The organism is Mucilaginibacter sp. SJ (assembly GCF_028993635.1).
GTDB lineage: Bacteria > Bacteroidota > Bacteroidia > Sphingobacteriales > Sphingobacteriaceae > Mucilaginibacter.
This window is the reverse complement of sequence record NZ_CP118631.1, coordinates 6,377,705-6,400,294: the sequence shown is the minus strand read 5'-3', so window position 1 is coordinate 6,400,294 and position 22,590 is coordinate 6,377,705. Positions and strand designations below refer to the sequence as shown.

Here is a 22,590-nt window from a genome sequence, read left to right as displayed (position 1 = left end):
GTATTGCTTTTCCTATCTTTAGTTCACACCTAAAAATACAATTAAACTAATGGCTACCACAGCAGATCAGGCAAGTGCTAAACAGGCCGACGACATTAACGCGGCCCGTACCCGTTTATTTTCATTGGATGCCCTCCGGGGATTTGATATGTTTTGGATCATGGGCGGCGAAGAGATCTTCCACGGCATGGCCAAAGCCACCGGCTCAACTTTCTGGGGCGCTATAGCCAACCAGTTTACCCATCCCGACTGGAATGGTTTTCACCTCTATGATCTTATCTTCCCTTTGTTCCTGTTTATGGCAGGCGTATCAACTCCATTTTCTGTGGGGCGCGAACTGGAAAAAGGCAAAACACGCCAGCAATTATTGCTGCGCGTTATAAAAAGGGCATTTATTTTAGTGTTGCTCGGCCTTGTGGTAAACAACGGGTTAAAAATTATGCCTGTTTCAGAGATCCGGTTCCCCAGCGTATTGGGCCGTATCGGTATTGCCTATATGTTTGCCAACATCATTTACCTGTACAGTACCGAGCGCTGGCAAATGTTTTGGTTTGGCTTTTTCATCATCGGCTATTGGCTGCTGCTTAAGTTTACCTCCGCACCGGGCTTCCCTATGGGCGACCTGACCATGAAAGGCAATTTTGCCTCATACGTTGACCGCAGCATACTACCGGGCCGGTTGTATTTAGGCATCCACGATCCTGAGGGGCTTTTTTCAACCATCCCGGCCATCAGCACCGGCATATTGGGCATCCTTACCGGCTTATTGCTTAAAAAAGGTGGCGTTACGCAAACGCGCAAGGTAACTACCATGGCTGTAGTGGGTGTCATCTTCCTGCTCCTCGCCCAGATCTGGAACCTCGATTTCCCGATCAACAAAAACCTGTGGACAAGCTCGTTTGTACTGCACGTAGGCGGCTTAAGCCTATTGCTGATGGCTTTATTTTATTATATCATTGATGTAAAAGGCTATCAGAAATGGGCATTTTATTTCAGGGTGATAGGCATGAACTCCATCCTGATTTATATTTCGGGCCACTTTATTAAATGGAGTTATACCACCGAAGGCATTTTCGGATGGATAGGCCAGTTAGTAGGCGATCCTTACAATATCGTAGTAATGGCTATTTGCTTCGTAATGGTAAAATGGGCGTTTTTGTATTATTTATATACCAAGAAGACATTTTTGAGAGTGTAGACCATTGATGAGATATGATTTCGCTGATTCCGTTGATTTTTTTCTGAACCGGGATTAAACAGATTGAAGGATTATAGGATTTTATGGCATCCGGCAAATCCTTCAATTAAAAAAATTCGATATTAAGGTAAAATCCGCTCAATCCTGAAAATCCCCCTCAAATCCCGGTTCAGACATCAGCGAAATCAACGTAATCACCAACAAATCAACGGTCGGCTTTCCCCCAGGCCTGCTGCTCCTCGGGCGTTAAGTAAGTCCAGGCCATAATGCGGCTTACCTTTTGGCCTTGCGACATATTGATGGTTTGCACATCTTTTACGCCTTCTTTTTGAAGGGCATTATATAAGATCCTGAGATTTTCCTTTTTGGATACCAGCGTTGTGAACCATAACACCTGTTTTTCAAACGGCTTGCTCTGTGCCGCCATCAGTTTCAGGAATGCCGCCTCGCCACCGGGATACCAAAGCTCGGTATTTTGACCACCAAAATTTAGTATTGGTTGTTTATCTTTTCTTAAACCCAGGTTATCCCATTTACGGGCTGAGCCGGCAGCAGCCTCTTTGGCTGAAGCATGGAACGGCGGGTTGCAGAGGGTAAGATCAAATCGCTCGCCGGGTTTAATGATCCCTTTAAAGATATCGGCCTTTTTGCTTTGCTGCCTCAATTCAACGGCAACCTTTAACTGGCTATTTTGCTCAACAATACTTTGTGCCGATGCCATAGCCTCCAGGTCGAGTTCTGTGCCAACAAAGTTCCAGCCGTACTCCTTAAATCCCACTATTGGGTAAACCAGGTTAGCACCTACCCCAATATCAAGCACTCGTACTTTTCTGCCTTTACGTACAACACCGTTATTAACAGAAGCAAGCAGATCGGCCGCATAATGGATATAATCGGCACGGCCAGGTATAGGCGGACATAAAAAACCTTCGGGAATGTCCCAGTAGTTTATACCATAATGATGTTGCAGCAATGCCTTATTAAGCGTTTTTACTGCTTCCGGATCGGCAAAATTAATGGTAAAATTATCATATTCATTGGTACGCACAAATGGCCTTAGGGCAGGCGTGGCTTTGATCAATGCTTTAAAATCATACCCCCCGCGGTGTTTATTACGCGGGTGCATATTGGTTTTAGCCTCAGGCTGATTGAGTTTTGATGCTGACAATGGAATAGTGTATTTAGTATATGATTAACCCACAATGCCATTCAGGTCGGCAGGCGAATAATTGATAGATTTTAATGTTTTATGATCAGATGTACGATACACCAGGTACAAGCCATCTATCTCTTTGTAGTATGCATCCGTACCGGCCGTATTCTTATAATGCTCGATGGTTTTTTCGGCCTCCTCAACTGTTTTGCAGGCTTTGCTCATGTTGGAGCGGTGAACCTCGTCAAACAGTTCCTTGAATTTTGAACCCAGGCCAAACTCCAACACAGCTCCCGATAATACATATTGCAGATCGCAAAGAGCATCAGCTACTTCAACCATGTTATTATCATTAACAGCCTGCTGCAGTTCTTTTAATTCTTCGGCAATAAGTTCAATACGCAGATCGCAACGTGCTTTTGAGGGTATTGCAGGTTTTTCAATTATAGGGTGCTTAAAAGTGGCATGAAATTCGGCTACCTGGGTTAATGCACTTAAATCTTTGATCATGTTGTTTTAGGGCGATAAATAAACGGCTAAGTTAACAATTAACCCCAAGGCTTTCAAAAAATTAGTGTTAACTATATTTAGGGGCAAGGTTATAAAACAAAAAAATAAATAAAGCAACACCAATTAATAATGCTGATTATCAATTAATAAAAAGTTAACATCAATAGCAATTATTAACATAAACATAATATTAAAACCACATTATATTAACCTAACTTTGCACCGCGCAGAAAAAAACTGTGCTTCACCCGATCTCTAATCCATTCACATGAAAAACATAAAAGATAAAGCCGCTACTAAACAAGCCCGTAAAACCCTTAAGAAACAATTAAAAGAAAAATTAGTAATCCAGATTGAAACCCTGGTAAGTGAGTTTGGCCCCGATGCCGGCAAAGCTAAAAAAGCTATAGACAAAGCTGCAAAAAACCTGGCAAAAATATTGGCGGCTAAATTAAGTCCTGAAGTACATGCCGCTGCCGCTGAACCCAAAGTAAAAAAAGAGAAGAAAGCGGATGACGCTGTTCCTGTAAAAGCAACAAGCAAAAAGGCCAAAACTACTGAGACTGAACCAACTGCCTAACAAAAGGCATCTTATTTATTTTAAATCCCCAAAAGCCAATTATTAAAGGTTATCGCTTTAATGATTGGCTTTTTACATTTTGGGGCTATCGCGTTGAACAATTTCATGCTATTGCTTGTACCAAAGCCAGGGCAATTTGCGTTTACAAAATTAAAATTCAACGTAACATTTACTTAGGCTAAAACTCTAACTTTAAAGCGCCTTGTTGAAGTAAACGTTAGGTCCGACGCGAAAAATGTAAAAATGCCTATCCCTGATCTACCCAAAAACTACACTGATGAGCAGTTATTACAACTGATGGCCCGCGACAACCGCGATGCCTTTACGGAGTTGTATAACCGGTATTGGGATAAAACCTTTGCTGTAGCCTATCACCGTTTAGATGATGAGCATGAGGCCGAAGAAGTAGTGCAGGAAGTATTTTTAAGCATCTGGCAGCGCCGGGCAAGCCTTAAGTTAACCCATACCATGGCTACTTATCTGTCGGTAGCAGTTAAATACAAGGTGATCAATCATCTTGATCGCCAATACAGGAAACAACAGCACCTGGATGAACTCGCTTTTACCTTGCCTGAAATAGACGATAGCACCATTCAATGGCTGGAGGAGAAAGAACTGCGCCAACGACTTAACCACAGCATCAGCCTCCTGCCCGAAAAATGCCGCATCGTATTCCTGCTTAGCCGCGATGAAAATAAAACCTATGCCGAGATAGCTGCTGAACTGGGCATATCACAAAAAACTGTTGAAGCTCATATGTCAAAGGCACTAAGTTCGTTAAGGCAATCGCTGGGTATTTCTCTGCCGGTGCTAATTTTACTCCTTAGTTAATATACACTTCAGTTTTTAACATAATGAAGCGCGATACAGCCCGATTCAAGGACCTTTGATTCAATTAGTTTTAAGCCTACATTTCCCTTTAAACCTGCGGCTTCCAGCAGACTTCTTCCCTCGCCTACAATTACGGGATGTATAACATAATGGAACTCATCAACCAAACCAAGTTCAATGAGTTGTAAGGGCAGGTTCACACCTCCTATTGAAATATTACCGCCGGCCTGTTGCTTCAGTTTGCGGATCTCGTCGCCAGGGTTTGCTTGACTAATAACAGAGTTTTTATCGTCGGTACTGGTCAGCGTCCGTGAGAAAACAAGTTTTTCAATACGGTCAAATGCCTGTGCAAATTCTCTCTCCTCTTTGGTTGATAAAGGATCTTTTGCGGCATCCGGCCAATAAGGAACCATAAGCTCGAAGGTTTTACGCCCGTATACAATCAGGTCTACATCATCCATAAGTCGGGTAAAATATGCTAATATATCCTTGCCACCGCTAAATTTGGTATGATCGCAGCAACCATCCAGGCTCAGGTTTATACCGTAGATTACTTTTCTCATTTGATTGGTTTTTATTTGGTTAACTAAAATTAGCAATTTTCCGGGCGGCAAAACCGCTCAATTTGCAATGCTGTTACTTATATAGCTTCATGGTACTTTTATAGGCCTTGGAGATACTAAAAAATGTTGCCGCCCCAGGTGAAATCCCTGAAGTCGCCCGCCGGCAAATATCTTCCTGTGAGCAAATATTTTTCTATGCCAATCGCCGCCGCTCGCTGGATAAGTGTCGCGAGGTCGCTCGGCGCAGATGTTTCTTTGACCTCAATGGCCGTATCCCCGTTAAAAATAAAATCAATCTCCTGCCCGGTTCGTTTCTGATAATATTGGATACTCCCCAGGCTTTTTAATTGTATTGCAATTGCATTCTCAAACACCTGCCCACTCGATAACACCCCGCCGGCCAATGTGTTTAATATACCGGTATCGGCAAAATACAGTTTAGTTTGTTGGGATATCTCGCGGTCGATATTCCGGGTAAACGGCGTCGCCTGGTAGATCAGATAGGTATGTTCCAGTAACTGAATATAGGAAGCTATCTTTTGCCGGTTAATACCCGTAATGCTGCTGATCTTGGTGTAGTCCACTTTGTTGCCGGCACGTGCGGCCAATACCCTGACCAGTTTATACAACTCTTCGCTCAATGAATAATCGGACAACAGCTTAACGTCAATCTCGATATAGGAATTGATGATATCTCTTAGCAATTCTACCTTGTCGGCTGGATTTTCTTCCAATACCACTTCCGGGAACCCGCCAAAACGGATATATTCGGTATAGGCGGCCTGAAAGCGGTTATACCAGGCCACGTCAAAAACTTTCCAGGCATATTTAGCAACGCCAGGTGGCGTTTTACCTTTAAAATCCAGAAATTCACTGAAAGATAAAGGGTACATTTCAAATATCCGCTTTCTACCGGCCAGACTTTCCGAGAACCTGTTTTTCATATAATAGGAACTGGACCCGGTAACGATGAATTTAATATCATAAGTATCGTAGAAATATTTTATGACGCTGGGCAAATTTTCAACCAACTGTATCTCATCTAATGCGATAACCGCCGGCAATGAAAAATCCAACCCCATCAATTCAAGTTCATTCTTAATATTCTCGTAATGAGTAGAAGAAAACATCACACGGATCTCTATCCTTTCGCAATCCAAATAAAGTCTGTTACCATTGTCCAACTGGCTCAACAGGTATTTTACTGCAGTACTTTTGCCCACGCGGCGCATACCGGTAATAACTGTTACCTGCTTTTTGGTAGAATGTTCAAGTAGTGCCTGATAGATTCCTCTTACCTTCATGATGTAAAAATAGTCAAATAACAATACTATATGATAAAATTTAAATCAAATAGTATAATGATTCACGAAGATAATCTTATGCCGGATTCTATTAGAACAGTATCGGCGAACGGTATAGGTGACAAATCTCACTAAAAGAAAACAAGCCTGTAATAAAATTTAATCTCCCACTAAGGGTATCTGCTTCCATCACTGACTATATGTGCAAAAGGTTGAAAGATCAGTTACAATGGAAAACAACACCTACAACGTAAAGGAGCTTGCTCATAAGTTAATGCAGGGCACCATCGGTCCGGATGAAAAAACCTGGCTCGATGCCTGGTATGCCAACTTTAGCGATGAGGAAGTATTGTTATCTGCCTCGAAATACCAAACCCCTGAGCAACTGCGGGAAAGTATTTTGAGTAAGATAACCGCGCAAATGGAAACACCGGGGCAACCTGCGCGTAAGGTACTTACCTTATGGCGAAACATAGCTGCTGCAGCGGCTGTGGTATTACTGGTTACGTTTGCCGCGCTTTACAAAAACCAGGTATTGGAAGTTATTGATCCAGCCAAACAGGTTGAATTGGTTACAGAGCCTGGCAAACACCGGCAAATCAGTTTGCCCGATGGTACCCGGATCTGGCTTAGTCCCGGCAGCCGGATCAGCTACCCGGACAAATTCAGGACTAAAGAACGTTTGGTAATACTGGAGGGTGAGGCGTTTTTCGATGTAGTACATGATGAGGACCATCCATTCGTTATCCAATCGGGACAGCTTAAAACCGTTGTATTGGGTACCAGCTTTAATGTTAAAGCCTATCCCGATCAGATTATCTCTGAAGTTACGGTTATCAGCGGAAAAGTGGCCGTGCAGGAGCATAACCTGCCCAAAAGCCAGCAAGCTATTATGGTACTTAATCAAAGGGCCTTGTATAACAAAGCTGAGAGATCGTTAATTAAGGAAAATTATCCCAATGCCTCCAAATTTCTTTCACAGCGTACCGGCTTGTTCAGTTATGACGGAGCGTCACTGCAAACCGTAGTTGACGACCTGTCGCATCAGTATGGTATCCGCATAAACCTCACGCCGGATATCACCCAAAAAGGCTTTTACGGCCATATCAACACGAATGAGCCCATCGACAAAACGTTTAATAAACTTTGCGCCGTAATGGACCTTCGCTGGAAACTGGTCGAAGGCCAATATTTCCTGCAATCTTTATCATCCAGCAATTAACCTTTTCATTCTAAAAACATCATCCCTAAAGGATAGAAAACCACACCAACAATTTAAAGCAACTATGAAAACCAACAGACCGGCATGGCCCTCCATGCTGATTTGCGAAATAACGCGAATACCCTTCCGAACGGCACTCTGCATGTTATTACTTTTAATGATGGCAGTAAGCGAAGCACAAGCACAGGGGCCTTTAGATAAACCCTTTACTATCAGCATCGATAACGAACCGCTTAAACAGTCTTTGGATAAGATCACGGCTGCCTGCGGTGTAAGGTTCACCTATAACGAAACTGTTGCCAAAAGCACAGTAAAGGTTAGCCTCAACGCCAAAAATCAACCTTTAGGCGATGTATTACGCAAAGCCCTTGCTCTGCACCCTTTTAGTTTTACGGTGCTGGATAATGAGGTACTGATCAAATATGATGAGACTAAGATAAAAAAGCGGGCAGCCGCTCCGGCAGACGGGAAATACACCGTAAGCGGCACCATTAAATCAAAACAAACCGGCGAAACGATCATCGGGGTAAGCATCAGGGTTGCCGGTGTAAACGCGGGCACATCCAGCAATGAATACGGTTTTTATTCGCTCACGCTGCCTGCCGGCAATCACGAGCTTTTGGTAACTGCCATGGGGCAAAAAGCCGCGGTTGTTCCGGTATCATTAGCCGGTAACCTTCGTTTAAATATCGAACTGGAAGACAATGCCCAGCAATTACAGGAAGTAACCGTTAAAGCGGCGCCTGCCGGTGCCCGCGACCTGGCCAGCCCGCAAATGGGCGTTGAACACCTCAGCATCCAGGAAACCAAAAACATTCCGGTGCTGCTTGGCGAGCGTGATGTGATCAAAACCATCCAATTACTGCCCGGGATCAAATCGGCCGGGGAAGGCAGCGGCGGTTTCTTTGTTCGCGGTGGCGCAACCGATCAAAACTTGATCCTGTTGGATGAGGCCCCCGTATACAATGCATCGCATCTGCTGGGTTTCTTCTCCACCTTTAACTCGGATGCCATCAAGAACATCAATATTTATAAAGGCGATATGCCCGCGCAATATGGCGGCAGGCTTTCATCTGTACTGGATATTAAAATGAACGATGGTAACAACCAGAAGTTTGGCGTAAGTGGCGGCATTGGCCTTATAGCCGCGCGTATCAATGCCGAAGGGCCTATTCAAAAGGGCAAATCTTCCTTTCTGATTTCCGCACGGCGTACATATGCCGATGCTTTCCTGGCCTTATCAAAAGACAGTATTGCCAAAAAAAGCCAGCTTTATTTTTATGACCTTAATGCTAAAGCCAATTATGTTTTAGGCGATAAAGACAGGTTGTTTGTTTCGGGATATTTTGGAAAGGATGTGCTTAAGGCTGCCGATATAGCCGGTATTAACTGGGGCAATACCACGGCTACCCTGCGCTGGAACCATATTTTTAACAGTCAGCTATTTTCAAACACCTCGCTCATCTACAGCAATTATGACTATAAGCTTAACATTAAGCAGGATGTAAACGAATACAATATTTATTCACAGATCCGCGACTTTAACTTTAAGGAAGACATGCAATGGTATGCCGGCGGCAAAAACACCATCAGTTTTGGTGTAAACAGCATTTATCATACCATTAAACCGGGCGAAATTTCTGCTACCGGTAACTCCGGCGTTATATCTCAAAGCCTGCAAAACAGGTATGCCCTTGAAAACGCCGCTTATGTTACCAACACCTGGAAAGTAACAGACCGCTTTACCCTAACCTACGGGGTACGCCTGTCAGCCTTTACCATACTTGGCTCAGGCGACTATTATGACATTGATGCTGACGGGAACATCGTAGGCTCTAAACATTACACTTCCGGCCAGGAGGTAAAAACCTATGTTAATCCTGAGCCCCGAATTGCAGCAGCTTTCCAGCTAAATGATGTTAGTTCTATCAAGGCATCATACGCCCGTAATGCGCAAAACCTGCATTTGATCTCCAACTCTAATTCGGGTTCACCAACGGATAAATGGGTGGCAAGCACCAACCTGATCAAACCCGAAATTGCCGATCAGTTCTCTGTAGGCTATTACAAGGATTTTAACGAGCATAATTATGAATTTACCGTTGAAAGCTATTATAAAAAACTGCAAAACCAGATAGATTACCGCAATGGCGCCAATGTGTTTACCAACCAACCCATAGAAACACAGTTGCTTTTCGGGAAAGGCCGGTCCTACGGTGCCGAGTTTTTGCTAAAGAAGAAAACCGGCAGGCTTAGCGGCTGGATCAGCTATACCCTGTCAAAATCTGAACGGATGATTGACGGCATCAATAACAATCAGTGGTACAATGCCCGCCAAGACCGCACCCATGACATTGCCATTGTAGCCATGTACAAAGCCAGCGAAAAATGGACATTCTCGGCCAACTTTGTTTACTATACCGGCGATGCCGTGACCTTTCCGAGTGGTAAATACCAGGTTGACGGCGTAACTTATTACTACTATACCAACCGAAATGCCGACAGGATGCCGGCTTATCACCGTTTAGACCTGGGAGCCACCAGGCAACTTAAGAAAACGGCTAAGTTTCAGTCTGATTTAACATTCAGTCTTTATAATGCTTACGGTAACCCTAACGCCTATCGCATATTTTTCCGCGATAACAAAACCGACGCAAGCCGTACCGAAGCTGTGCGTACTACTTTATTCACCTTTGTACCTTCGGTTACCTATAACTTTAAATTTTAAGCCGATGAAAAACACTATAAATTATATAACTATTCTGCTTTTTGCAGCAACCTTAAGCAGTTGCGAAAAAGCCATCGACCTTAAACTGAAAGATACCACTCCGCAATATGCGGTTGAAGGTGTATTAACCAACGAGGCCGGCGGTTGTAAAGTATTATTAAGTAAGACCAAAAACTTTACTGATAATAATGATTTCAATGGGATAGGCGGTGCTATCGTCACCATTGCCGATGATAATAACAATGTTTACCCGCTTACAGCTACAAGTACCGGCATTTACCAGAACAGTACTTTAACAGGCACCCCTGGCCATACCTATCAGCTTAGTGTGAGTGTTGATGGCAAAACATTCACCTCAAGCTGCTTAATGCATCCCGCCGTTCCCTTAGATAGTATTTACCTGGTTAAAGACGAACTTGAAAATAACAAGGACGGCACCCCTCGTAAATATGTTACCGTACGATATGACGACCCTATAGCTGCCAAAAACTATTACCGCTTTGTACAGTATGTAAACGGCCGCAAAGAGGAAACAATTATGCTGGAAGATGACGAATTTACCAACGGACAGGAAGTGAACAACAACCTCAGGTTTGACAACAGCAACGATAACCCGGCACGTGATATCCGCCCCGGCAACCAGGTAACCATTGAAATGATGAGCATTGACCAGGCCGTTTACAAATACTTTTACAGCCTCAGTAACAGCGCCAACGGCGATGGCAATAACGCCGCCCCGGCAAATCCGTTAACCAATATCAAGGGCGGCGCGTTGGGCTATTTTAGTGTGCATACGGTGGAGAGGAAGGTGTTGACAGCGCCTTAAAGCCAGAGTAAAAAGGGCCAGTCTGTGCGATTCCCTTCTTTAGAGGGGTTCAGGGGGTGTGTTTTTCTGTGCGATAATAAACGCCGATGAAACACACCCCTGCTATCGCTGCCTCCTTCACGCGCCTTCTCAAGAGGGAATTTTTCAATAAACCTTCCTAACCTGTACCGCATTCAATATCGCTTGCCCGGTTATCGCTTTAAAGCTGATCGTTATGCCCTCCGCACCAACGGTAACAGGTAACTTAGTCGAATAAGCCTTTAACGGCTCAAGGTAGTTACTGTTACTCAAACCTTCAATAACGGTTTGCCCGTTTATAAGCACATCAAAACTCCGGGTAACGGCGGTTTGTTTTTGGGTTGAATTATTGAGGTTATAAACCAGTTGCGGCGAATTATCGTTAGTAGTCAATTCGGCAAAGTGCAGCGTAACTTCATATTTCCCGGCAGGCACATCCAGCTTAAAATCATTTAAACCTACGCGCTGTGTTTGATAAATAGGATCGTAATTGGTTTCGAGGATATTTTTGTTGGAGCCATACGGCAACTGTACGTTTTGGCCGAGGGTAAATACCTCGCCGCCCACATAGCCCCAACTGCCTTTGGCATAAGCCTGCTCCGGTACCCAAACCTGGTGAAGCTTATCGTCAACCAGCTGGCGCTTATCTCCAAGGCTTACATTGAGTTCGGTAAATGGTGTTTGCGGATTGTTCAAATCATGAGGGATAAGATTAAAATCAACCGTCATAAAATCTTCCTGGCTATCCCCCTCACCTGCTGTAGCCTTAAGGGTATTTTTTCCGGACACAAAAGGAACAGTAAAAGTCGCCAGGCCATCCTGCACAGCCTTACTTTCCAATAGCTTGCCGTTAAGCCATAATTTCACCTGGGGTTGGTTACTATACACGGTTAGCGGCTGAGGGCAAACGTTATTCCCGTTGGCGTTACCTGCTTTTAGTGTACTTGTACCTATTTTGATAAAAGACTGTTTCAACAAATTGGCCTGGTAAAAAAGGTAAGCCTCCTTTGGCTGGCGATCATTGGTTAGCAAGCCTTTCGTATTGATATGCGGGGTGGCCTCCTGCCGCATTTCGGCGTTAAAATCAATGAGGTTCCAGATGGCGCCACCAGCCACAAAAGGCAGCTTTTTAATGCGTTCCAGGTAGTATTGGTGGTATTTTACTTCGTACTCAACCGTTTTATCAAACCGCTGCAGATCAAAACTATGCAGACGGCTATCGGCATCGGCCCCGTATTCGGTAATGATCATGGGCTTGGTCGGGAGCATTTGATGATGCTTTTCCAAAAACTTATCCAATCCGGCAAAATCTTTAATATACCAGCCATAGTACAGGTTCCAGCCTACAATTTGCGGTACAGCGGCAAGCCCAGTGTTATAATACCTGTCGAAATCACCATGGCAGGGGATCATGGTATAGCGCGACGGATCTTCCTTACGGGTAAGGCTGTCTATTTGCTTAGCCAAATTAACAAGGTTAACGAAATATTTTTTCTGCTCATCCGATCCCCATTTATACCGCGGCACGATCTCCACCTCATTCATGTAAGCCCAGATGATAATACTTGGATGGTTATAATTCTGGCCAATCATTTCCAACTGCATGTGTTTGGCATCTTCGGCAAAGGCTGCGGTTTCGGTGATCCGGTTAACATCAGGTGTTTCTACCGATGCCAGGATACCCAGTTTGTCACAAGCTTCCAATACCGATTGATCCTGTGGGTAATGCGCTATGCGAATAAAATTAGCTCCCATTGCCTTCAGTAACTCCACATCATGAATATTGATGGCATCGGGGATAGCATTGGCCATCCCCTGGAAATCCTGGTGACGATTGGTGCCTATTAGCTTAACAGCATTTCCGTTTAAAAAGAAACCTTTATCAGCATCAAAACTAAACCAGCGGAAACCCAAAACAGTGCTTGTTTCATCGAGTTGTTGTCCGTTTGAAGTATCCATAATCTTTGAAACCACATGGTACAAATAAGGGGCATCCGGCGACCATAAATGCGGGTTAGGCACTGTTTGCTTCTGGATAAACGCAAACTTATTACCAGCAGTTAAAACAAGCGCACTTTGTATTTTTGTGACAACTTTGCCATCGGCATCCACTACTTCACTTATGACCTTAACTTTAGTTTTATTCGCTGACAGGTTATTTATTGTTCCTTCAATCAGCAATTCCCCTTTTTGGGCACTCACAGAAGGTGTTTTTATTCGGATGCCGGGCGAAGCCAATTCACTATCAAATGCTACCTGATTGGAAGCCACTACGTATACATCACGGTAAATACCGCCGTAAAATGTAAAATCTGCATCAAGCGGCGGGATATCTTCATTGTGGCTGTTATCCAGCTTCACCATCACCTCATTGGCGGTTAAGCTATCTTTTGCAAAAGGCTTCAAATAAGTGTTTACCGGGATGTTAAAAGCGGTATATCCACCAATATGCTTTCCGGCAAGTTTACCGTTTACGTATACTTCGGCCACCTGGTTAGCTCCTTCAAAAAATAGCGAAAGTTGCTTATTCTTCCATTGGGTGGGCAGGTAGATAGTCTTTTTATACCAGCCTATGCCACGGTAATATCCCGGTTCATCGTCATTGGCATCAGTAGTGTTCCAGCTGTGGGGCAGGGAAATCTTTTGCCAGGCCGAAGCATCGGTTGTTGCGGCGGGCAAACCGGCAATATCTCCTTTGTGAAAAGCCCAGCTGGTATTGATGCTTTGTTTAATAGTGGTTTGCGCGAACAATAATGCGCTGCAGAAGGACAGGGTAAGGGCAACAGTGGTTTTTTTGAACATCTGGCAGACCGGTTTTAAAAGGTGGGGCTAAAATAGGGGTATTTTTTAAAAAACGCAGTTCACAATCAGTTACAAAAACGCAGATCATATCATCATTCAAATAAATTCATAAATTTAGCATGTGCAAGATTACCTTTTATTCATAGATACCGAAACCTCCGGCCTGCCCAAAAAGTGGGACCTGCCCTATTGTGATAACGACAACTGGCCTTATGCCCTGCAGGTGTCGTGGATTGTGTACACCAATGACATGCAGGAGGTAAAGCGTGAAGATCATTATATTAAAGACAATGACTTTACCATCAGTCCAAAAGCATATGCTGTTCATGGCCTTACGCAGGAGTATTTGGTTGAGCACGGCGAATGGCGCAAAGATGTAATGACCATGCTGGCTAATGACCTGCTTGAATATGAACCATTGGTAATAGGTCACTTCATTGAGCTTGACCTGAATGTTGCCGGCGTTGAGTTTTACCGCACAGGGATCACCAATCCGCTTCAAAATTTAAAAACCTTTTGTACCATGCTGGCTACCACCAAGTGGGTACAAAACCCGCAAACCAAGTATTTAAGGTTAAACCAACTGTACGAAGTACTGTTTAACAAAACATTCGACAGGCAGCACAACGCCCTTGAAGATGCCGAGGCTACTGCCGAATGTTTTTTTGAGATGCTTAAACGCGGCGACATTACCGAAGAGAGCGTAGCACACCAGGAAGTTTACCTGCAAAAGATCCGCTCCGAAAAAAAATACCTTTTACCCGCAGCCATCGTTTTAATACTGATCATCATCATAGCTTTTTGGTTATATGGTTCAACGTCTTGAATTTTTAAGTAAAGTATCCCCTTTTAACCTGCTCCCGGCCGATGTACTTGAACAGGTTGCCGACCAATTGCAGGAGATCCGTTATAGTAAAGACACGGTTATTTACCAGCAGGAAGTAACCAAAATGCGCGGCGTAGACATCATTGCCGAAGGTGAATACGAATCCTTTTTTTACGACACCCAGCAAAATAAGCGGTTGTTAGAGCACCACCATTCGGGCTATTGCTATGGCGGTATTTCGGTGTTGTTGAACCGCAAGCAATCTATCCGTACGGTGGTTGCTAAGAAAGGAACTACCGTTTTCTTTTTACATCGCAAAGATTTCCGGTCGCTGTGCAAAGCTTACGAGGATTTTGTACAATATTTTACTGCCGATTTTGGCAAACGGATGCTCAATGATGAGTTTGCCCATTTTTATAAACGCCCGGCAACGTTTGAGGAAAGCTACATAGCTTCCGAGCAAATGTATTCGCGCAAAATTGAAAGCATTGAATACCGTGAGATCGTTTCCTGTCCGCAAAGTACCCCGGTTTATGAAACGGCACGGTTGATGGCCAAACACAAGGTGAGCTGCATTTTTATCCGCGATGAGCAAGCCAAAATTGTGGGCTATGTAACCGATATCACCCTGCGCGATAATGTGGTTTCCAAACAGGCTGATACCGCACAAGCGGTCGGCAACATTATGGATAACCCTATCGTTTGCATCAGCACCAACGCTTATGTATACGAAGCTATTTTGATGATGTTCCGTACCAAAACCCGGTATTTACTCATCAAAAACGGGGATGAATTTGTAGGCAGCATCAGCAGGAATAAATTATTGTCCGAGCAGGCGCAATCGCCCCTGGTGTTCATTCAATCGGTAAAACAAGCCATTTCAGTACAGGAGCTTAAGCGCAAATGGGAATCGGTGCCGCAAATGGTTACGCAATTGCTTGGTCGCGGTGTAAACGCCGAAATTGTAAACCAGGTGATCACCACTATTGCCGATACCATCGCCATAAAAGTAATTGAAAGCGTTATTGCAACCATGGGCCAACCGCCAGCCAAATTTGTTTTCATGGTGCTTGGCAGCGAAGGCCGTAAAGAGCAAACCTTTAAAACCGACCAGGATAACGCCATTATTTATGAAGATAAAGCCAACGAGCAGCGTGAGTTAGTGCGCGAATATTTCCTGAACTTTGCGCAGCAGGTATCCGAAAAGCTTGATCATATCGGCTTCAGCTTTTGTACCGGCGGCTACATGGCCCAAAACCCCAAATGGACGCACTCCCTCTCCCACTGGAAACGCAATTATGAAAGTTGGATGACCGAGGCCGTACCCGAAACTGTGATCCAGTTCTCTACCTTTTTTGACTGCCGGTACCTCTATGGCGAAGCCGGCATTATGGATGAGTTAAAAGAGTTTCTGGACGAGGAATTGCAAAAACCTTTGGGTAAGATCTTTTTCCATATGGCTAAAAATGCTTTGCAGTACGAGCCCCCCCTCACCTTTTTCAAAAACATCAAAACGTTTACCAAAGGTAGCCAGGAAGTTTTCGACATTAAAAAATCAATGACCCCTATCGTCGACCTGGTGCGGATGTACGCCCTGCGCCACCGTATTTTTGAGATGAATACAGGCGAGCGGTTGAAGGCGCTAAAAGAGAAAGGTGTGTTCAACGAAAAAGAGGTTCATGAGCTGATCCAGTCGTACTATTTTTTAATGGGTCTGCGCCTCCGCAACCAGGCCTCCCAAATTATCCGGGACCGCACCGAACCCGACAACTACATCGACCCGGATAAACTCACCAAAATTGAAAAAGTGGCCTTAAAGGAGATCTTTAAAACAATAGATAACTTTCAAACAAGGATAAAGATGGAGTTTACGAATAATTTGTTTGGGTGATGAATGTTGGTCTTAATCAATATCACGTTTACATATTGAAGTGTGCTGATGGCTCATATTACACTGGAATAACTAATAATATTGAGCGAAGATTGATTGAGCATCAATCAGGCGAGAACCCTACTTGTTATACTTTTAAACGACGACCATTGAAACTGGTTTTTAATGAAGTATTTAACGACGTTAATCAAGCTATTGCTTTTGAAAAGCAAGTTAAAGGTTGGAGGAGGGAGAAGAAAGAAGCTATCATAAACGGCACCTGGGATCTTTTACCGGAATTAGCTAAAGCGAAAAATCAAAAAAATAGCCCTGTCACCCGGAGCCTGTCGAATGGTTGCTCGCAGAGGCCTACCCACCATGCTTCGAGAGCCTACCCATGACAACTTAAAATGGGTGTCATGCTGAGCCCGTCGAAGCATGGTGGGCAGGGCCTCTCCGCACGAGTCTTCGACGGGCTCAGACTGACAGGCCAGCTTTTATCATCTCACCTTCAGAGGTCTCGGATTTAAACACTCAGTATGACAGCCGTTTTTATCACCATGAGGCTGCATGTCCCCATAAATTTGTCGAAGGGTCGCGCGCAGAGGCCCTGCCCACCATGCTTCGACGGGCTCAGCATGACACCCATTTTTGCTGTGTGTCGGCCTATCACCCTGAGCTTGTCGAAGGGTCGCGCGCAGAGGCCTGCCCACCATGCTTCGACTTAGCTCAGCATGACATCGGTTTTTTGCTGTGCGCCGGCCTGTCACCCTGAGCTTGTCGAAGGGTCGCGCGCAGAGGCCTGTCCACCATGCTTCGACTTAGCTCAGCATGACACCGGTTTTTTGCTGTGCGCCGGCCTGTCACCCTGAGCTTGTCGAAGGGTCGCGCGCAGAGGCCCTGCCCACCATGCTTCGACTTAGCTCAGCATGACATCCATTTTTTTGCTGTACACCGACGTTTTTACCCCCCCATCTCCTCCAGCCTCGCATAAATCTCTATCATCGCTGCCTGATCTATCAGGCTTTTGATGCGATGCGGGCCGAGCAGGTTTTTATCGTTCCGTTCCTGTTGCCATATGCGGTTGGCGTCGTCAACAAAAAAACGAAATTGTGTTTTATCTTTATCAACACGGTAAAGTTCCTGATAACCGCGAAGTAAAACCGCATTGAACCAGTAATTGCCGGGCAGCCGGTTGTTGCGGTAAAAATATTGTTCGGAAGCTTTGGCTATGCGGCGGGCCTCGGTCAGGTATTTTTTATCATGGGTGATGTTATAGAGCAGCACATTGGCCTGCAGCATGGTACCCGCGTTGTAAGTATAAATAGCCGAGTCAATCTTTAACGACGGCACCTTTATGTTATCATAAAACAAGCCGGATGGCGCCTGCAGGTTCTTGTTTGTCCAGTTATAAGCCAGCAACGCGGTATCTAAATACTGTTTACGGCCGGTTGCTTTGTACAACTGCAATGCCACCAAAATCCCCGGACCATTTGAGCAGGTATTTTTACTTTTCCGGTTGCCTTCTTCCCAATAAAAACCGCCGCCGGCCTCATTGGTATAACCGGTTAGTAAAAAGCGGTAGATCATTTTAGAGGTTTCAAGATATTGTTTGTAATGGGTACGATCATAGGCATCCATCAGGGCAATGGCCACCCACTCGTTATCATCATAAAAACGCGAATCCCGTTTTTCTTTTGCTACCATGGCCTGGTAAGCCGGTGCCGGTGAGCGCGGTGAATAATATTGCTGAATGGCAACCATTACGGGTTTAAGGTATTGCTTTGAAGGCTCCAGCACTTCCATTTCGTTAGCAGCCTGTACCAGGGCACAAAGTGGCCACAAAAACGAATGGTTGCCCTTATTCTCAACCGAGTCGGTAGTTTCAAGATACAGCCCCGTCTTTGTGTCGGCAAAATAGCTGTTGATGTTTTGATTGATGATCTTTATTCGCTCTTTATAACCGGGCGTTTGGGCACTTGTACTTAAAGCAACAGAGAGGAAAAGCAGGGTAATCAATTTAATTTTCATAGATAATTGTATTTGAGACAGGTATAATTCAGGTACTAAAATAAGCCATAAAAGTGGTTGAATACTTTTATGGCTTTTATTGTTACAAAGCTGTTTGTTTAAAATTTACCGGCCGCTTTCAGCGTTGCGGCAGCTTCAACCATCATCACACCGCTTAACTGGGTGGTAAGGTCTGTTGTTCCCGATGGTTTCTTTTTCCAATCAGGACTGATCATGAGCGATGGTCTTTCGATACCTGCCGTATATAGCGTTTCGGCATTAAATTTCAGGAAGCTGATAAACTTAGTCTTGTCGGTTTCAGCAACATCGGGGTCGAGGGCCAGCAGTGTAAGATACCTGATCAGGATCCCCTTAAATAAACCACCGTCGCCCTGTCCTTCCGATTTCAGGATGCCGCCGGGTGAAATATCTGTATCATTAATGGTGGCATTGGCTGTGTTTACCGCATCGGTAAGGTAGGCAGCATCTTTGGTAACATGATAAAGCTCCAATGCAGCCCCGATAAACACACCCTGGTTATAGGTAAATTTCCACTTGCTGATCTGCCCGTCGCCATTGGCGTTGATACCATCCCAGATAATGCCCGAAGGATCAAGCAGGGTTTTCTTAAGCCAGGTGTACAGGCGTTTTGCTGTCGTGAGATCGGCCTCATTTTTCTCCAAAGCATATAAACGGGCCGCAAAGATGATGGCCGGAGCATTTGCAGGTGTATTTTTATAATCCAACTGATTTTTACGCCAGGCTATGCCGCCGCCCTGGTTGCTGTTTTCGCCGGTTTGAATATCTGTCCAAAGCGTATGGGCCGCTGTTAGATAAGCGGCATCCTTGGTAGCATTGTAAGCCCTTAGTGTAGCCAGATCCAACCATTCCATATCATCGTAAAAATTATTGGAAAGACCGCCGTTAGTAGTTTTTATCCCGGCTAAAAGCGAGCTCATTCTTTGTTTGTAGATATCATTATTGGTGCGCAGATAGGCATCGGTAAAAATATCAAGCGTATGCGCGTTAGGCCAGTAGTTAAATGTGGTACTACCCGCGTTATTCGCTACAAAGTAGTTGCCGTTGGCTGATATGAAAGTTGTGTATGTTTTTTCCTGTAATGAATCGGCTGTTTCGGCGTACTTATATTGCACCTTTGCCGAAGCTTTGTTACCATACAAGGGGAACGGTTTATCCTTTAGGCATGATGAAAAAGTCATGGCCATGCCGCCCACAAGGACACCAGTAGCTATGTTGAGTAATTTATTTTTCATAAAATATCTTTTATCGTCAACCTGCCGCCATGTTTTGGCAACACGGTGGCAGGTAGGCGGTTAATATTATTTAACAGTAACAGAGTGGGTATAAGCAGCAGCATCAGCGCTAAAGTCAACCACGATATCGGCGTTGTGATTATCGGCTGCACCGGTAAACTTAAAGCAGAAATCATATTGCGAGTTGTTAACCGGCACCATGTACCAGAATGATTTGGCTGTATTGGCATCCGGGCGACTGTTATCCGAATTTTTGCTGCCATAAAACTGGGTTGAAGTGTTACCCGCAGCATCTTTAAAGGTAAAGCGGAACTTGTAACGCTCATCCCTACCCCACGATTCCTGGTGAAATACAATAGAAGCGTTATCTATTTCCCATTTACCACCGGCTTTGTAAGGTAGCGGGAACCATACTTTATTATCTGCCGCAAACCATAAACCAACCTCGGTTACTTCGGTTATAGTAGCCGATGCAGATGTAAAGTCAACTACGATACGCTCAACTTTAGTTGCGCCGGTTACGGTAGTGCTACCATCTTTCAGCAGCTTAATACCATCGATAGAATAGGTAGCGGGCGTGCCTGTGTTACGCTCGGCGAAGTGATAAGTACCTGCTTTTAATGAAGTCCAGGCCTCAAATACACCAGCAGCAGTTTGTTTAAAATGCACAGCTTTGCTTAAGTCGTCGCCGCCTTCGGTAGCCGAACCTGTCAGGTACAGATCGGCAGGAATATCGGTAAAGCCGGCAGCACGCTGAACCTCGATGATGCTCGAAGCCGTAGCTTTAACAACGTTGATGCCTTTTGATGACATTACAGTCCATTTCAATTTACCGGTAGCCTGCGGTTGGATCCCCGCTAAATCGGCCACCTTATTCAGGTCTTTGTAGGAGATGGTAAGCTTGTTGTAGAGTCCGTTAGCATCTGAAGGAATAGTGTAAATCGGCTTTGAAAAATCGCCGCCCTCTTTATCAAAGGCAACCTCGTACAAAACCAATCCATTGTCTTCGGCGTGAGCCTCTGCCCATTCAAAGGTGGCCGAACCTGTTACCGGCTCTAACTGGATGAATTTGTTATTTGCAGGAGCAAACAGGTTGGTTACTGCCGATACCTGTGTATGTTTTAAGGTTTTGTCCTTTTTACAGCCTGTAATTATTAAAATGGCTATGATGCCTGCCATGAGGCAGTATGTAATATTTTTCATGATCGTAATTGATTATAATGTCTTTTTATAAATAATTAATGATTTACCAGCCCGGGTTTTGAGTTAGGTTAGGATCAACGGCGCGCTCATCACGTGGGATTGGCCACAGGTAGTTTTTACCCTTGTCAAACGTGCGCAGGTTAGCCCTGATGTAACCATTATCAACCGAAGCCGGGCCAAATTTTGCGCCGTGGGCCCATCCATTCAATACGGTTTCGGCTGTATGCCAGCGGCGGATATCAAACACGCGCAGGCCTTCCATAGCCAGCTCTACCCGGCGCTCGTTACGTACAATGTTCCGCAATTCTGCCTGCCCGGTTGCACTGAAGTTAAGTGCGGGAGCATCGGTAAAACCGGCACGGGCGCGAAGCGCTTTAATGGTTTTATCCCAAACACCGGCATCCAACTGGCCAAGCTCATTTTTGGCTTCGGCGTACATCAGCAACACATCGGCATAACGGATCAGGATGAGGTTTAAAGCAGACTGGAAGTTTACGGCAGATGTAGGGTCGTAATACTTACGGGTATAATAAGCGGTAGGCGAGCTTACTTTGCCAGGCGCGTATTCATCGGGCTTGGTGGCTCCAGGATCATCGCCCGGTTTGGTATAAATAACCTGTACGCTGTTATCCGGCTTTTTCCATTTATAACCGTTGTACACCACGGTATAGGTAAGCCTTGGGTCGCGGTTTACATACGGATTGTTTTCGTCATAACCCGAACCCGCATCGGTAATCTTTTTACCATTTTCCATCAGGTAGCTGTCAACCAGTTCCTGGGTTGGGGCAAGGGCATTTAAGCGGGCACCAACGGCAAGCGGCGCCATATCAAAAAAGTTGCTGTATGTTTTCACATCCGGTACATACTCCAGGTCGAGGATCACCTCACTGTTGTATTCATTCTGCGGTAAAAACAAACCTTCGTACGATGGGAACAGGCTATATGTACCATTGCTGTTATCGTTCATCAGCTTTTCGCAGGTGGTTGCCACATCCTGCCAGCGACTTTCATATAGCAGCACCCTGGCTTTAAGAGCGATGGCTGCACCTTTAGTGATCCGGCCCCTGTCGGCATCTTTATAAGCGGTATTCACCGGCAAATCAGTTGCGGCAGCGTCAAGTTCTTTTAAAACAAAATCAACTACCTGAGCCTTCGGCGTACGGGCAATAGTTTTTGATTCATCAATGCTAAGGTCTTTATCAAACAAAGGCACATCGCCCCACCAGGTTTCCAGCATAAAATAATGAAAAGCGCGGATAAACCTTGCTTCGGCTTTCATGCGCGCCTTTAGGGTTGCATCCATAGCAGTTACCCTGTCCACATTCTCTAAAAAGATGTTGCAGGTTTTGATACCGCTGTAGTGGAACCCCCACTCCTGTTTGATACGCCCTAACGACGGATCATATGTACCAGCGGCAAGCGAGGCAGCACCCTGGTTGTCACCGCGGCCATTGTATGCATTGTCCGACGCTCCTTCATTGTAAAAGAAATAGTCGTTGCTGAACATTTGCGAATAAGCGGTATTAAGCACCGCGCCGGCTTTTTCGGTGGTAGTCCAGAAATTGCTGTCGGTGAACTTATTGGTAGGCGCCAGATCGAGTTTTTTACAGGCCGATAAACTGGCCAGCAACACTAAAAAGGCGGTTTTATATGTCGAATATTTTTTCATGAT

Annotated in this window: 18 protein-coding genes; 9 read left to right on the top strand and 9 right to left on the bottom strand. The window is 44.9% G+C overall.

Going from position 1 to position 22,590, the window contains the following annotated elements; translation table 11 throughout:
* The first annotated feature begins 49 nt into the window (after positions 1 to 49).
* Positions 50 to 1,198 carry an acyltransferase family protein gene (locus MusilaSJ_RS26165; RefSeq protein ID WP_274987702.1) on the top strand — a complete coding sequence of 383 codons (1,149 nt, stop codon included), beginning with the start codon at positions 50 to 52 and terminating at the stop codon, positions 1,196 to 1,198.
* A 205-nt stretch (positions 1,199 to 1,403) separates the two neighbouring features.
* On the opposite strand, the gene rlmF is transcribed toward MusilaSJ_RS26165, so the two are convergent.
* Both rlmF and MusilaSJ_RS26155 read right to left on the bottom strand, forming a co-directional pair.
* A complete protein-coding gene (gene rlmF, locus MusilaSJ_RS26160; protein ID WP_274987701.1) occupies positions 1,404 to 2,366 on the bottom strand; it encodes a 23S rRNA (adenine(1618)-N(6))-methyltransferase RlmF in 963 nt (320 codons plus the stop codon).
* A gap of 24 nt (positions 2,367 to 2,390) precedes the next feature.
* Positions 2,391 to 2,861, bottom strand: a complete 471-nt coding sequence (locus tag MusilaSJ_RS26155; protein WP_274987700.1) for a pyrophosphohydrolase domain-containing protein — start codon at positions 2,859 to 2,861, stop codon at positions 2,391 to 2,393.
* Between the two features lie 268 nt (positions 2,862 to 3,129).
* Here MusilaSJ_RS26155 and MusilaSJ_RS26150 point away from each other — a divergent pair, with 268 nt between their 5' ends.
* Together MusilaSJ_RS26150 and MusilaSJ_RS26145 are read left to right on the top strand one after the other, a co-directional pair.
* Complete coding sequence (locus tag MusilaSJ_RS26150) at positions 3,130 to 3,441, top strand: hypothetical protein (RefSeq protein ID WP_274987699.1); 312 nt, start codon at positions 3,130 to 3,132, stop codon at positions 3,439 to 3,441.
* A 243-nt stretch (positions 3,442 to 3,684) separates the two neighbouring features.
* Positions 3,685 to 4,272, top strand: a complete 588-nt coding sequence (locus MusilaSJ_RS26145; protein ID WP_274987698.1) for an RNA polymerase sigma factor — start codon at positions 3,685 to 3,687, stop codon at positions 4,270 to 4,272.
* An 8-nt stretch (positions 4,273 to 4,280) separates the two neighbouring features.
* On the opposite strand, the gene MusilaSJ_RS26140 is transcribed toward MusilaSJ_RS26145, so the two are convergent.
* Both MusilaSJ_RS26140 and MusilaSJ_RS26135 read right to left on the bottom strand, forming a co-directional pair.
* Positions 4,281 to 4,835: a dihydrofolate reductase family protein gene (locus tag MusilaSJ_RS26140; protein ID WP_274987697.1), complete on the bottom strand. Its 555-nt coding sequence runs from the start codon at positions 4,833 to 4,835 to the stop codon at positions 4,281 to 4,283.
* Between the two features lie 116 nt (positions 4,836 to 4,951).
* Positions 4,952 to 6,139 carry an ATP-binding protein gene (locus tag MusilaSJ_RS26135; RefSeq protein ID WP_274987696.1) on the bottom strand — a complete coding sequence of 396 codons (1,188 nt, stop codon included), beginning with the start codon at positions 6,137 to 6,139 and terminating at the stop codon, positions 4,952 to 4,954.
* A 229-nt stretch (positions 6,140 to 6,368) separates the two neighbouring features.
* On the opposite strand from MusilaSJ_RS26135, the gene MusilaSJ_RS26130 reads away from it, so the two are divergent.
* The 3 genes from MusilaSJ_RS26130 to MusilaSJ_RS26120 all read left to right on the top strand — a co-directional run bounded on the left by MusilaSJ_RS26130 (position 6,369) and on the right by MusilaSJ_RS26120 (position 10,915).
* Positions 6,369 to 7,361: a FecR family protein gene (locus tag MusilaSJ_RS26130; RefSeq protein WP_274987695.1), complete on the top strand. Its 993-nt coding sequence runs from the start codon at positions 6,369 to 6,371 to the stop codon at positions 7,359 to 7,361.
* A 64-nt stretch (positions 7,362 to 7,425) separates the two neighbouring features.
* Positions 7,426 to 10,089: a TonB-dependent receptor gene (locus MusilaSJ_RS26125; RefSeq protein ID WP_274987694.1), complete on the top strand. Its 2,664-nt coding sequence runs from the start codon at positions 7,426 to 7,428 to the stop codon at positions 10,087 to 10,089.
* 4 nt (positions 10,090 to 10,093) lie between these two features.
* A complete protein-coding gene (locus MusilaSJ_RS26120; protein ID WP_274987693.1) occupies positions 10,094 to 10,915 on the top strand; it encodes a DUF4249 domain-containing protein in 822 nt (273 codons plus the stop codon).
* Positions 10,916 to 11,059: 144 nt separating this feature from the next.
* On the opposite strand, the gene MusilaSJ_RS26115 is transcribed toward MusilaSJ_RS26120, so the two are convergent.
* A complete protein-coding gene (locus MusilaSJ_RS26115; RefSeq protein WP_274987692.1) occupies positions 11,060 to 13,735 on the bottom strand; it encodes a glycoside hydrolase family 2 TIM barrel-domain containing protein in 2,676 nt (891 codons plus the stop codon).
* 121 nt (positions 13,736 to 13,856) lie between these two features.
* On the opposite strand from MusilaSJ_RS26115, the gene MusilaSJ_RS26110 reads away from it, so the two are divergent.
* From MusilaSJ_RS26110 to MusilaSJ_RS26100, 3 genes are read left to right on the top strand one after another with little or no spacing between them, the layout of a single operon-like run.
* Complete coding sequence (locus MusilaSJ_RS26110) at positions 13,857 to 14,561, top strand: 3'-5' exonuclease (RefSeq protein ID WP_274987691.1); 705 nt, start codon at positions 13,857 to 13,859, stop codon at positions 14,559 to 14,561.
* Entirely contained in the window at positions 14,545 to 16,452 is a 1,908-nt protein-coding gene (locus MusilaSJ_RS26105; protein ID WP_274987690.1) for a DUF294 nucleotidyltransferase-like domain-containing protein, read from the top strand. Before MusilaSJ_RS26110 ends, MusilaSJ_RS26105 begins: the two co-directional genes overlap by 17 nt.
* A complete protein-coding gene (locus MusilaSJ_RS26100) occupies positions 16,452 to 16,832 on the top strand; it encodes a GIY-YIG nuclease family protein (RefSeq protein ID WP_274987689.1) in 381 nt (126 codons plus the stop codon). The genes MusilaSJ_RS26105 and MusilaSJ_RS26100 overlap by 1 nt, the downstream gene beginning before the upstream one ends.
* A 562-nt stretch (positions 16,833 to 17,394) precedes the next feature.
* Here MusilaSJ_RS26100 and MusilaSJ_RS26095 read toward each other — a convergent pair.
* The 4 genes from MusilaSJ_RS26095 to MusilaSJ_RS26080 all read right to left on the bottom strand — a co-directional run bounded on the left by MusilaSJ_RS26095 (position 17,395) and on the right by MusilaSJ_RS26080 (position 22,587).
* Complete coding sequence (locus tag MusilaSJ_RS26095; RefSeq protein ID WP_274987688.1) at positions 17,395 to 18,462, bottom strand: glycoside hydrolase family 76 protein; 1,068 nt, start codon at positions 18,460 to 18,462, stop codon at positions 17,395 to 17,397.
* A 98-nt stretch (positions 18,463 to 18,560) separates the two neighbouring features.
* Positions 18,561 to 19,715, bottom strand: a complete 1,155-nt coding sequence (locus tag MusilaSJ_RS26090; RefSeq protein WP_274987687.1) for a glycoside hydrolase family 76 protein — start codon at positions 19,713 to 19,715, stop codon at positions 18,561 to 18,563.
* A 66-nt stretch (positions 19,716 to 19,781) separates the two neighbouring features.
* Entirely contained in the window at positions 19,782 to 20,918 is a 1,137-nt protein-coding gene (locus MusilaSJ_RS26085; RefSeq protein ID WP_274987686.1) for a SusE domain-containing protein, read from the bottom strand.
* Between the two features lie 43 nt (positions 20,919 to 20,961).
* On the bottom strand, positions 20,962 to 22,587 hold the full coding sequence (locus tag MusilaSJ_RS26080) for a RagB/SusD family nutrient uptake outer membrane protein (protein ID WP_274987685.1): 1,626 nt from the start codon (positions 22,585 to 22,587) through the stop codon (positions 20,962 to 20,964).
* Between the last annotated feature and the right edge of the window lie 3 nt (positions 22,588 to 22,590).